Raw genomic sequence first — 12550 nt, 5'->3', positions numbered from 1 at the left:
TTTACACGCAATAGATAGGGAAACTATGTCACATTTAAATTTAAAAGTATGGCAATGTATATTCTGTGTGATATCAAGTATATCGCTCGCTCATAGTTCCTTATTATATGCAGATGAACCTGTTGAGTTTAATACTGACATTTTAAATTTAGAGGATAGAAATAATATTGACTTATCTCGATTCTCTAAAGAAGACTATATTTACCCAGGTATTTATGAAGTTTCTATATTTATTAATGAAGATTTAATCGAGCATAATTATAAGATTAAATTTATAAAATCATCAAATAACGATAATGAAACTCTAGCTTGTATTCCTCGCGAAGTTGTCGAAAAATTCTCATTACAAGAGCCTTATTTAAAGGGGCTAACATGGTGGGGTAATGAACAATGTTTAAATATAGATTCATTGCCAAGTATGACAGTAAAGCCACAATTAAAGAAAAGTAAACTGTTTATTACTGTACCTCAAGCTTATCTAAGTTATACAGCTCAAGGATGGGATCCTCCTTCTCGATGGGATGAGGGAATTTCAGGAGCATTATTTGATTATCACCTAACCGCCCAAGATATAAAAAGAAAATCCGAAAGTAGCCATCAGTTTAGCCTTAATGGTCAAGGGACAATGGGGCTGAATATTGATGCGTGGCGTTTACGTGCTGATTGGCAAAGTGTTTATGATAATAATGATGCAGAAGATAAAAGCTTCGATTGGAAGTGGGCTCAAATTTATGCTTACCGCTCTATTAAGCCATTAAACGCAAAGCTTGCGTTAGGTGAAAATTACAGTTCATCTGATCTGTTTGAAAATATTCGATATATGGGGATAACGTTATCGTCAGAAGATAATATGTTACCGCCTAATTTAAGAGGCTATGCGCCACAAATTAGTGGTGTAGCATCATCTAATGCAAAAGTAATTATTAGCCAACAAGGCCGAGTTATTTATGAAACAACGGTAAGTCAGGGACCTTTTGCGATTCAAGATATAAATGAAAGTATTTCGGGTGTACTTGATGTTCGCGTTGAGGAAGATAATGGAAAAATCCAAGAATTCCAAGTGAATACATCAAGTGTTCCTTATTTAACGCGACCAGGACAAATTCGTTATAAGACACTGATAGGAAAACCTTCAGATGTTGATAGGAATAGAAAAGGCCCCATGTTTGGTATGGGCGAATTTTCATGGGGAATAAATAATGGCTGGTCTTTATTTGGTGGTGCCATTGTCAGTGATGAATATAACTCTTTCTCTGCAGGAATAGGACGTGATTTATTAACGTTCGGTGCTGTTTCTGTGGATATGACGACATCATTTGCAAAAAATGTTAATAATCAAAATGATGATAAACAAGGAAATGCTTATCGGATTAATTACTCAAAAAGATTTGAAGAATTTAATAACCAAGTCACATTAGCGGGATACCGTTTTGCAGAACAAGACTTTTTGACGTTAAATCAATATATTGATGGTAAGTATTACAATAGAGAGGTGAATAAAGATAAAGATCTCTATTTATTGACATTCAGCCAAAGCTTCCCTGATTTTGGCCTTAATGCTTATCTTTCTTATAGCCATCGTACTTATTGGAATAGTGAAAAAAGCGATTACTTTAGTTTTTCATTATCAAAATACTTTAATGTAGCAAGCTTCAAAAATAACTCTATAAATATTAATGCATACAGAAATAATACTTACGGAAGAAGTGATAATGGTTTTTTTATTAACTTAAGTATTCCATTAGATACAAAAACAACAATCAGTATGAATAGCTATATTAATAGTGGAGATATCGCTAACACAGTCAGCTATAACAAAACAGTTGATGATAGAAATAACTATAATATTTCAGGTGGTACGACAGCGAGAGGTCGAGCAAATGTAAGCGGTTATTATCGCCATTATGCAGACTCTGCAGTCGTTTCTGGTAGTGCTTCATATACTGATTCTGTTAGTAGTGTTGCTACATTATCTATTGACGGGGGAGCGACATTAACACCTAAAGGTGGTGCTCTTCACCGTATCAATATTCCAGGAAGCTCGCGTATATTATTGGATACAGATGGGGTGAAAAACGTCCCTATTAGTGGAAATGGCCCAAATACAACTACTAACTATTTTGGTAAAGCAATTCTACCATTAGGCAGTGATTATATGCGTAGTCGTGTATCCGTAAATATTGACGATTTACCTAGTAATATTGAAGCAAAAGGTTCAATACAGCAATTTACGCTAACCGAAGGGGCAATAGGTTATCGCAAGTTTAATGTCTCTGAAGGTGCTAAAATCATTGCAAAAATTATGCTAAAAGATGGCTCTTTTGCACCATTTGGTTCAACGATATTAAATGAATCAAATCAGGATATGGGGATGGTGAGTGATAATGGCTCAGCATATTTAGGTGGTGTTAAGTCTCATGAAATACTATTCATCCAGTTATCTGAAAATAACGTATGTAAAATAGAGTTGCCAGATTTATCAGCTAAAGGAAATTACACATCAATTTTATTGACATGTGATTGAGTTTTAAGAAATTAAAAATTAAGGTTTAAGATATGCGTCTATCAGTAAAAAAAATATCAATGTTAGCTTTTCCGTTATTTTCTTTATTTTTTATTGAAACAGTTAACGCTGCGGTTTCTTTAGATAGAACACGAATTATTTTAAATGAAGGGAAGGGTTCAGTCAGTTTAAATATCACAAATAATAGTCCTGATCAGCCTTATTTAGCGCAAGCATGGATAGAAGATCTTGCTGGTAAGAAAATAGAAGAGCCTATTCTTGCACTTCCACCTATACAACGATTAGAAAAAAACGAACAAAGCCAAATAAAGGTTCAACCTCTTGATGTTGTTACTTCTCTTCCTCAAGATAAAGAGAGTGTATTCTATTTTAATTTAAGAGAGATCCCTCCTAGAAGTGATTCAGATAATGTTTTACAGATTGCATTACAAACACGAGTAAAAATTTTTTATAGACCCGCTTCATTAATTATTGCCTCTGATAAGTTGGAACTTGCACCACAGAATAAATTAACCTTAGAAAAACAAGGTAATAACTATGTGATGAATAATCCAACCCCTTACAATATTACCTTTGTAAGTGCTAAAAAGGATTTTTCAGATAATACTATTGAAGAATTTAAATCTTTTATGATTGAACCCAATGGAAAAGAAAAAATTAATATCGGTGTGAACCAGTTTAATAAAAAACCAATACTAACCTACATTAATGATTACGGCGCTCAAATAGATATTGAATTTGACTGTAAAAGTACTCAATGTACGGTAAGTAAATTAAACCAAAGCTAATAAAGATAAATGATTAGGTTGCTGATATGACAAGAATAAGGGGTGTTTTCTTTATTTTTTTATTTTTTATTACGTCATTTTTTATCGTAAGAGAAAGTGTTGCTCAAAAAAACTTACAGGTAAATGTCTATGGAGAAATATTACCTCCAGTAGCTTGTATTATTAATAATAAAAATACGATTAAAGGTGATTTTGGTGAGTTGTATCCCACTGATTTTGATGGTAAAAAAAATAAAGTTGAGTTAATTATTCCTTTGTCTTGTAATGAAAGACCGACCAATAATATGAAGTTTTTTATCACTGGTTCTCCTTCTTCTTTTGATAATAATGCAGTTACTGCCGGACGCAGTGATATCGGTGTTAAGTTTTTTTATCTAGATAAAGAAGTTAAGCTTAAATCGGAATACAATTTTACATATACAAATACAATTAAAATTGAGGCGCTTCTGATTAAAAATCCAAATGAAAAGCTCGTTTCTGGTGATTTTACAGCAACCGCATTTCTAAATGTCGATTATCTCTAGGAGGAAATGATGAATAGAAATACATTTTCGTTCTCTTTTTTATTATTGATAATCGGTTTGTTATCGAGTGTTTCTGTTTATTCTGCAGAGGCTAAAACTTCATTAGCAACTGCAAATATAGAGCTAAAAGGGAGAATACTAAACCCTCCTCCAATCTGTACGTTTAATAATAATGATCCTATTTATGTGAATTTTGGAAACAATGTGGTTATTTCTAAAATAGAACAAGATAATTATCAGCAAAAATTTAATTATGATCTATCGTGTACAGGGGATAGTAAAGAATTCTCGTTTAAAGTTTCAGTTAAAGGTGATCCGGCTGTATTTGATAATCAATTATTAGCAACAAGTGTCACTGATTTAGCTATAAAAATCGTATTGAATAATACAGAGTTATTACCTGTAAATAAAAAAGTAAAAGTGGAGCGTAGTAAGTTACCTGAATTTAGTGCATTACTTGTTAAAAAACAGGGGGCTAATTTGGCTGAAGGTAAATTCCGTTCATCAGCATCTGTTATATTTGAATATGAGTAGAGGCTAATGAAACTTAAAAAGTTATATTTTAATTCACTCATTTTCTCTTTTCTTACCTTATCACTAATGAGTGTAAAGGCAGCAGATAATCTTTTTTTTGAAGGTAACCTAGTGAAAGAGCCTTGTACTATTTTATCTGATAATAAGTCATTAACGGTAAAATTTAATACAGTTGATGTAAAAGCATTACGTGATGGGCAAAAAACAGAAGGTATCCCTTTTATTATTACCGTTTCAAATTGTGATAACAGTGTCGCTAAAAATATTAATTTTTTGTTTAAAGGATTTGAATCTGATTCACATAAAGGATATTTGGGCATTAATATTAACGGTAAACCTTCAGGAATTGGTATCGGTATAGAAGATAAAAATAAGAAATTTATCGCAATTAATAAAGATAATAGCCAGTTTTCATTAAATAAAAATGAAAACCAATTTTTATTTAATGCCTTTTTGAAAGCAGAACCCAGTGTGGTTGTGAGTAAAAAAATCGAATTAGGAAAATTTAGTAGCACTGCCACATTTCATATCACATATCCATAATTTATGAATACGACAAAATGGAGTTAAAGTGAAAGGTTACCTTAAAGCATTATTGATATTAGCTATGATATCTTCATTTCCTGCTCAGGCGAATATTTTTTCTTATATTTCTAAAGTTGAAAATGTAAGCGGGGGGATCCCTGGGTTAGCTTATATAGGACAGATTGAACGTTGGACTCCGATGCCTGGTGTGGCCAATCCTTGTTATAATGTGGCTGGCTGTGAGGTCTATGTCGCGCATCGTCATTATGCTAATGGTACAGCCGGAACCTATTCAAGCCGAGATCCCAAAATAGCCGATGCTTCTAAATATAAAACGATGGATGAATTAAGAGAGGCATTTCTTAAAATAACACCATTACCTTACACTTTTAGGGTTGTTCATTCAGGAACGGTTGTTACATCTGAATGTGTAGGAATATTTTATGGTCAAAGAAGGAGTGCATCAGATCCTTTATTACCGGGTTCTATTTGTGGTGCAGCGCCATCACCAGATCTGGTTTGTGATTTTAATGTCGAAAATATTGACTTTAATTATAATCAATTGGCATATAATGATGTGCTAAATAATAATGCGAATGTTACTAAACAAACAAAAAGTGTAAAAATTCAATGTAACTATAATTCCAAAGTTATTATTTCTGCTACAACCAATGATGATGGTGCAATTTGGCTTAATGAAGAAAATACATTACAGTCTATTTTAAAAATAAATAATAAACCTGCTAATGAGTTGTTTGAATTACCTATTGCAAATAAAGAAACAGCCTCTCGTTATACCAACTCATTTACATTAAGTTCAGAACTTAAAAGTGTAGGAAAGCCTAAATCAGGGCCTTTTCGTGGTTCTGCGGTGATAGTTATTGTTGTTCTTTGATCTTTATAATATTAGCGGTAAACAAGAAGCCCCAGATAATTGCTTATCTGGGGCTTTAGTATTTGGTGGCCCCTACTGGACTTGAACCAGTGACCAAGCGATTATGAGTGCCAATCTATACATAATAAAATCATGATGTTACGTTAATTATCATATGGGTAGGTAGCGGATAATGATGAATAATGATGGTGATTTGGTTTCTCTGCTGCCATTTTAGTGCCATTAATTTTCATTTGAATTATCTTTAGTGGTATAATTAATTTTATTTAAATTTGGTAATGTTTTAAGAATATCTTCGTCTAATAGTATTATGGAAAAAAATTCGTGAAGAGATTTGTGTATATTAGATAATTCCAATTTAATCTCTCTTGCCAGAGAAATACGGTTATTTTGTATTTTTAACATCTTATGCACGAATGTTTCCCCGTGGTTCCTGCTATATTCTTTATCTTGTTTTTTTATTATTTCTTCTATTTTTAATTCGTTCTTTAAAATTATCCCACATTTATTTAATATAAGATTAGTTATATATGGTATATCTAATATTATATTGTGGAAATTAGCAAATTCGGCAGTTGGGTTTTTATTATTTATTTTTTCTTTAATGATGTTGTCAATTTTGTTAGTGATATTATGTAATTCTAATATTCTTAAGTCAATATCAGAATATAGTTCTTCATTTTTCTTGTCATTAAAGTCTTCGTATTTTCTAAATAATCCATAAATATAATTTGCATTATCTATTTTATGGGGGAAGTAAAAAGTTAAATCTTCTAATTGTTCAATTATAAATTTTCGCTTTGAATAATATAAGTCAGCTCTGTTTTTTTCTTCAGTTACTTTAATTTGCTTCGTAGTCTGAATTGACCTATGTGCAGATACAACAAAAGCCCCCAATATTGGAGATAAAGCTAATATTCCCAATGAGAATTTATTTATCTCCAGAAATGTGCTGTATCCATAAGCATCAAATCTCCATGGGTATGGATAACCGAGACATACTATAAAATACAAGCTGGAAATTAAAGGAAAAACAATGGCTAATCTAAATAGCCATTGTTTATGTAAACTGTCTGAGTTCAACATAAACTTATCATGCTGCACACATATCCAAATACAAATACATAAGGAAACAAGGATAAAAATTATTAAGCTCATATCTTTAACCTAACTAAAGGATTAAACGTAATTGCATCATTAAGATGGTCCGGGGTAAAGTGTGCATAACGCATAGTCATTTTAATATCAGTGTGCTCAAGGATACGCTGAAGTACCAGAATGTTACCGCCGTTCATCATAAAGTGACTGGCGAATGTATGACGTAAAACGTGAGATAGCTGCCCGGCGGCTGGTAATTCAATTTCAGCCCGTTTGATAGCAGTTCTGAACGCAGAATAACAGGAACTGAAAAGAGGCTTTGAGCCTTTGGATTTTGGCAGTGATGCGTACAGGTCATCACTGATTGGTACAGAACGGTTACGCTTACCTTTGGTTTTGGTAAAGGTAATCATATTTTTGGTAACCTGTCCGCCGGATAATTCTTCGGCTTCTGACCATCTCGCCCCGGTAGATAAGCAAATCTTCACCACCGGCAGTAAGTGCGGAGCCGAACTGTTCTCACATTCAGCCAGTAATCTGATAATTTCTTCATCAGACAGGAATGCCATTTCCTGTTCATCTGTTTTGTATGGACGGATTTTGGATAACAGGTTTTCGCCGTTCCATTCGTCAATGCGGGATAGCTCATTGAACACGGTCCGGAAATAAGCCAATTCAAGATTGACTGTGTGCGGGGTAACTTTTTTCACCCGGTCAGAACGGGTCAACTTTCCGCTGATCCGTTGTTCTCGGTAGGAAGAAAACAGCTTTGCAGTAAACTCTGTGGCGGCAGGACTACCCATAGCATCACAGGCAAACGTCATTGCAGACAGTCGCTTTGCACCATCGTTCAGTGTAACGCCATGGGAGCGGTACCATGTTTCGACCAAGTCCAGCAATGAGCGCCGGTCAACTTTTTCACCGAGCCAGAGCTTATCATCCGCTTGTTCTTTTATGTAGCGCTCATAGGCAATCGCCTCGCCTTTGGTGGCAAACAGTTTTCTGATTCTGCGGCCATTTCTACCGTTTGGGAAACATTGTACAAGCCATCGTCCATCATTACTTTTAGTAATCGACATATTTATATTGTAGAAAAGTCTAAGTTAACAAAGGTGTTATCAAGGGATATATTTTCTTTTTTCAAATAATCATATAAATATTGCTCAAGATTGCGCCCAAGTGGGAGTTTAAACCTATGTTCTTTTATGAGGGTTAATGAATAGTAATAATACTCTATGTGTCCATAGTCATTATCATGTTCATGTATATCCAATAAATCATACTGTTTTAATATTGCTTCATGACTTTTTATATCCCCTGAATATTTTAAATTCAGCTCATTGGTTATTAATGCTGCGATAGAGTCGCTTTTTTCAGATAATGACTCATTTCTATTTTCAATAAAGTTAACAATGAATTCTCGGGTTTGCCTAGGGAGGCAAGATAATTTATCATTAAGCGATGTAAGTAATTTGGCTATATCGTTTTTATTTTTTATTGATAATTCAATATCATCTTCATTATTTACTATGTAAGATATTAATTTTTTAGCTGAAGATTGTAGGGGGGTAGGTTTACTCTGCCAATGGCTAATATCAATTTTTGCAAAATTACCATTTGAATCAGGGAGAGTGAGCTCTGATAATACGATGGTGGTTTTTTCATTAGCGATGTCATATATTTTTTTTATTTTTCTCACGTCAAGATTTATTATTTTTCTCTGTAGCCATCGTATGTCTAGTATATTATCTTGATCTGAGAAAGTGATCCCATTAGTCTTTATTTTTTTATGGTTAATTTTATCCCCAATAATAAAAATATTTATCTCTTTGAATTTTTTATTGATTTCAGGAGTGATTTTTCCTAAGGTTTTTTCTATTTTTTGTTTTGTATTGGTCGTTGTAATTTGAAAGCCAATTGAATTTTTTTCATCACCTAAATCCAATCCTTTAAAATTTGATTTTTGTACGTTCAAGTTTTCTAATTTTAAATCTTTTATTATATTTAAGATGTCTTTAAAGTAATTTTCACAGAATACACTTAAGTCAGTCAAGCCAAGTGAGTTTCTGGTTTTAGCTTGTAATGATATAGCTTCTAATTGGTCGACTATTTGACCAATCATATATCCTCTCGTTATCATAATATAGTATCCTAATTACAATCAGTAAAATCACCAGTTTCAATGAAACGCCGGAATTGATCTTCGTTAAGGATGATTACGCCCATACCACGAGCTTTATCCATCTTCATCTGACTTGCGTTGTAGCCATAGCACAACAGACTTAGTTTTTTGTGACGGATTTGCGAACTTCCATATTTGCAGCTGAGGCCATTTCTTCAAGAATAGCTTTATCAGCTCGGCGAAATCCTGTGAAATGAACATCGAATGTTTCTGGTTTTGGTTCTTTAATAGTAAAAAATCCGGCCTCTATACCGCTGGATATAAACTCTTGAGCATCTTCAAGAGATTCGAAGTATTCAACAACGCGGTCTTTACTAAATGTTTTTAACTGGCCTGCGTCATCTTGCCTAACGCTAATTCCTTGTAGGTAGTCGTTATTTTCTGACACATTGATAATTAGTTGTACGGATAAATTATCTCTGGCGCTGCAATAAACAAAGAATAAAACCTGTACCATAATTACTCCACGTTAATTTCAGCAACAACCCGCCCGACAACAGTTAAATCAGCCAGGTCACAATCAAACGCCATGCCAGAGCCGGAGACACGGGCTTTTTGCATAGGCATTCTGGTTAGTGTGCGGATACTGAAACGGCCATCAATTTTTACCAGCCATTGCCCATCGAATACTTTACCGTGTTTTTTATCTACCAGGTAATAATTTTTACCATCCTGCATACTGCATACTGATTGGAGAGGATGGGAGCGGGGTACCAGCACCGAACATCACCTTATCAATCATCAGCTCGCCAGCTTCAAACATTTCACCATCAATCAGTTTATGGTTTTTTAGACGCAGAATATCGGCTGACTGGTTTTCATACATTTTCCCCTTTCCAGTGGCCAACCACTCTAAGGTGACACCAGTTTCAGCCATACACTGAACAACCAAGTCAGAGGGGAATCCACCTCGGCGATAGCGTGCTGATATTGAACTTGCTGCCATATCAAAATGCTCAGCAAGCATTATTTTTGATCCGAAACCATAAGTTTCAGTTATGCGATCTAATACAGGTGCGCTAGCGCCATCCATCACGAGTTTAAATTGGGACATAACTAACCCTATGTACAAAAAGTTCAGTTCAGCAGTTGATGGTTTACATTTTATACAGTAATGTTCAGATTTAGATACAAAATGTACACGAATGGCATCGAATGAAGCCGAACATAGATAAGAGGATTTTGCCTTATGCGTCCTAACATTACAATCGCGGTACAGGAATCATTTCTGCCGGTAGACGAGTTTTGCCGCCGTCATGGCATTACAGACCGTACGCGACATGATTAAAGATGGCCGTCTGCCGGTTCGTGCTAAAAGTCCGAATATGAAGAGCGGAAGAGTCTTCATCAACATGCTGGCGCTGACTGTTGGAGCTGCCGCAGCCTGCAACATTTCACTGGAAGCGAAGTAATTCTTTCGCTTTTTGAGAATAAAGACCATGTTTGATTATCAGGTGTCCAAACAAAACCACTTTGAAATTGCGTGTATTGCGTTTTCTACAAAGCACAAAGGTGATCTGGTCCGGATTGCGGAGAACATCGGAATGCGTCCGCAGATGCTGCGCAACAAACTGAATTCGGATCAGCCGCACATGCTGACGTGCCTTGAGCTGCTGAAACTGACCGACGAAACAGAGGACGCTTCAATACTGGACGGACTGCTTGAGCAGTTGCAGTGTCAGTCGTCAGTGCTGGTCAATGAGCTGAAGGGCGGAAACAGGAAATCATTGCGCCGGTTGTCTGGATAGGCAGTGAGGAAATCAACGTGACGTAGCTGATGTTAGACACACTCGACGTGGTAAAGAACTGGCCGAACTTACAGCCGGGCACACTCACGCCAACACCGGCACCCCGGACAACGCCACTGCCAGTAATGGCACCGCCGTCAAATCGGACGGACTCAAACAAAAATACAGCCCTGTGATTGGCTGACAATCTTCTGATGATATTGCCCGCAGACGCGGGCTTTTTATGCCTGCAATATAACCGCACCAGAGCCACTACACGTCACGCAACACCCGCGAATACAAACCGCCGTCCACAAAAGAGATCGCCCGAGTACTCAGCACCAGACGCGCAGGAACCGCACGAAGTAATTCACTTCGCCACGTAAAACGCACTACACTGCACCCGCCTGCGGTTTTTGGATCAGAAAATTATTTCAGTTTTAAAATTCTTCAAACCGATACACCAGACCGCGCCACTGCTGAGGAGTTGCAGATATCCCGCAACTGAAATTTGTGAAAGGTTTTTCAGTTTTTTTCAGTCAGAAGATCTAAAAAAGGATCGCGGTAAAAAATCAATGCATTGAAATGAAAGGAAATATTCTATTTTACGTGAGAGGAAAACGATCACCACAAACGTCGCATAATTACAAAAAGCCAGGAACGGCGTGGCATTGCGGGATTTGGAAAACTGAAATTATATAATTAATCGTTCTTGGTAAATTGATAGTAGTGATAACTACATAAACCGTCGTTATCTTGGTCATCCTGCTTCAGGTGTTCATCGCATACACTACAATTTTCGTAGTCTAATGTGTTGCCACACCACACGCATTTTTGTTCATAAATTAAAAATGTATGATGTCGGCAGGCATAACATTCTTCAATGAGTGGTTCGTCTCCATTTTGTGGATTGCAATCATGCGCCATATCAAGTCTATGAAAGAGTTCGGGGCAAATAAGATCACTATGAGCACACGATGAACAGTTATATTTAAGAGTATCTTCATCACGGTCAAAAGTTTTCCCTTCATCAATATCCTCTTGATTAGCTTTAATAAGTTTTGAACCACAGTTTTCACAACAACATTTAACTAGGTATTCTTGTAGCCCTTCAGGAATATCAGCTGATTCCCAAGAATTCTCACATACCTTAAGTTCATTATCATAAAACTCTTTGTGTGCAAGCATTATCTTCCAAGAAGAACCCAATATATCTAATGGCGACTGATGCAATTTTTCAGTAATAAAATCATGTAAAACAGGAAACAAGTTAGCAATAAAGCCGGCTAATTCCCCAAACGTATGACGAGGATGCAGGTGTTCTAGTTCATTACGGCAGTCGTGGAGTGTCTTTATAATAGCCCAATTTACATCTATGCCGAAATTGTTAAAACGCTGTTTTATTCCTTCAACATCAATAGTTGTTTTCTTGAAATTACCGTTAGGACGCCAGTTAAATCCTCCTTTATCATCAAGAACAGGCAAGATTGCAGGAGGATTAAGTATTAATTCATAAGCATCAGTTGGATCATTTACAGATGATGCGATTTTATATTTAAATAAAAGTAACATACCGGAAAATAGATTTCGTACAGATGATAATGCTCTTTCTGGCTTACTTTTTGATAATTCAAAATCCTCAATACCTAGTTGGATTGAGGTAATAGCATTTTCATATAATTTCATAGCATCAAGCATCGGTTTTTGCTTGGCATTCATTACTATTCTCCATGTTATGAAGCAATTAATTACC

General features: G+C 35.5%; 15 protein-coding genes. 8 read left to right on the top strand and 7 right to left on the bottom strand.

Annotated features, from left to right (window positions below):
- Positions 1-25: 25 nt before the first annotated feature.
- Genes D7029_RS15690 through D7029_RS15665 form a run of 6 tightly spaced genes read left to right on the top strand, consistent with a single transcriptional unit; the run spans position 26 to position 5790 of the window.
- Positions 26-2524, top strand: coding sequence for a fimbria/pilus outer membrane usher protein (locus tag D7029_RS15690; RefSeq protein WP_194951182.1), 2499 nt, complete (start codon positions 26-28; stop codon positions 2522-2524).
- A gap of 32 nt (positions 2525-2556) precedes the next feature.
- On the top strand, positions 2557-3312 hold the full coding sequence (locus tag D7029_RS15685; protein WP_194951181.1) for a molecular chaperone: 756 nt from the start codon (positions 2557-2559) through the stop codon (positions 3310-3312).
- 26 nt (positions 3313-3338) lie between these two features.
- Positions 3339-3836, top strand: a complete 498-nt coding sequence (locus D7029_RS15680) for a fimbrial protein (RefSeq protein ID WP_194951180.1) — start codon at positions 3339-3341, stop codon at positions 3834-3836.
- Positions 3837-3845: 9 nt separating this feature from the next.
- Positions 3846-4370, top strand: coding sequence for a fimbrial protein (locus tag D7029_RS15675; RefSeq protein ID WP_194951179.1), 525 nt, complete (start codon positions 3846-3848; stop codon positions 4368-4370).
- 6 nt (positions 4371-4376) lie between these two features.
- Positions 4377-4913 (top strand): fimbrial protein, encoded by a 537-nt coding sequence (locus D7029_RS15670; RefSeq protein WP_194951178.1) that lies wholly within the window; start codon positions 4377-4379, stop codon positions 4911-4913.
- 28 nt (positions 4914-4941) lie between these two features.
- Positions 4942-5790: a hypothetical protein gene (locus tag D7029_RS15665; RefSeq protein ID WP_194951177.1), complete on the top strand. Its 849-nt coding sequence runs from the start codon at positions 4942-4944 to the stop codon at positions 5788-5790.
- Between the two features lie 222 nt (positions 5791-6012).
- Here D7029_RS15665 and D7029_RS15660 read toward each other — a convergent pair whose 3' ends face one another.
- The 6 genes from D7029_RS15660 to D7029_RS15640 all read right to left on the bottom strand — a co-directional run bounded on the left by D7029_RS15660 (position 6013) and on the right by D7029_RS15640 (position 10124).
- Positions 6013-6948, bottom strand: a complete 936-nt coding sequence (locus D7029_RS15660) for a hypothetical protein (protein WP_194951176.1) — start codon at positions 6946-6948, stop codon at positions 6013-6015.
- The gene (locus tag D7029_RS15655; RefSeq protein ID WP_194951175.1) at positions 6945-7967 is read right to left on the bottom strand and encodes a tyrosine-type recombinase/integrase; all 1023 of its coding nucleotides are present in this window, start codon (positions 7965-7967) and stop codon (positions 6945-6947) included. Before D7029_RS15655 ends, D7029_RS15660 begins: the two co-directional genes overlap by 4 nt.
- A gap of 2 nt (positions 7968-7969) precedes the next feature.
- A complete protein-coding gene (locus D7029_RS15650; protein ID WP_194951174.1) occupies positions 7970-9010 on the bottom strand; it encodes an SMEK domain-containing protein in 1041 nt (346 codons plus the stop codon).
- A gap of 160 nt (positions 9011-9170) precedes the next feature.
- Positions 9171-9527 carry a hypothetical protein gene (locus D7029_RS15645; RefSeq protein ID WP_228766701.1) on the bottom strand — a complete coding sequence of 119 codons (357 nt, stop codon included), beginning with the start codon at positions 9525-9527 and terminating at the stop codon, positions 9171-9173.
- A 2-nt stretch (positions 9528-9529) separates the two neighbouring features.
- Positions 9530-9748 carry a phage repressor protein CI gene (locus D7029_RS19015; RefSeq protein WP_324187747.1) on the bottom strand — a complete coding sequence of 73 codons (219 nt, stop codon included), beginning with the start codon at positions 9746-9748 and terminating at the stop codon, positions 9530-9532.
- Positions 9735-10124: a helix-turn-helix transcriptional regulator gene (locus D7029_RS15640; protein ID WP_324187746.1), complete on the bottom strand. Its 390-nt coding sequence runs from the start codon at positions 10122-10124 to the stop codon at positions 9735-9737. Before D7029_RS15640 ends, D7029_RS19015 begins: the two co-directional genes overlap by 14 nt.
- Before the next feature lie 202 nt (positions 10125-10326).
- Between D7029_RS15640 and D7029_RS15635 the strand changes: the two genes are divergently transcribed.
- The gene (locus D7029_RS15635; protein WP_324187745.1) at positions 10327-10482 is read left to right on the top strand and encodes a hypothetical protein; all 156 of its coding nucleotides are present in this window, start codon (positions 10327-10329) and stop codon (positions 10480-10482) included.
- Positions 10483-10509: 27 nt separating this feature from the next.
- A complete protein-coding gene (locus tag D7029_RS15630; RefSeq protein ID WP_194951173.1) occupies positions 10510-10818 on the top strand; it encodes a phage regulatory CII family protein in 309 nt (102 codons plus the stop codon).
- A gap of 681 nt (positions 10819-11499) precedes the next feature.
- Here the strand turns inward: D7029_RS15630 and D7029_RS15625 are convergent.
- Positions 11500-12516 carry a hypothetical protein gene (locus tag D7029_RS15625; RefSeq protein ID WP_194951172.1) on the bottom strand — a complete coding sequence of 339 codons (1017 nt, stop codon included), beginning with the start codon at positions 12514-12516 and terminating at the stop codon, positions 11500-11502.
- Positions 12517-12550: the final 34 nt, after the last annotated feature.

The sequence above is a fragment of the Proteus vulgaris genome (genome assembly GCF_016647575.1).
In the GTDB taxonomy this organism is placed as follows: domain Bacteria; phylum Pseudomonadota; class Gammaproteobacteria; order Enterobacterales; family Enterobacteriaceae; genus Proteus; species Proteus mirabilis_B.
The sequence above is the reverse complement of the archived record's forward strand: the minus strand, read 5'-3'. Positions and strand labels throughout refer to the sequence as shown.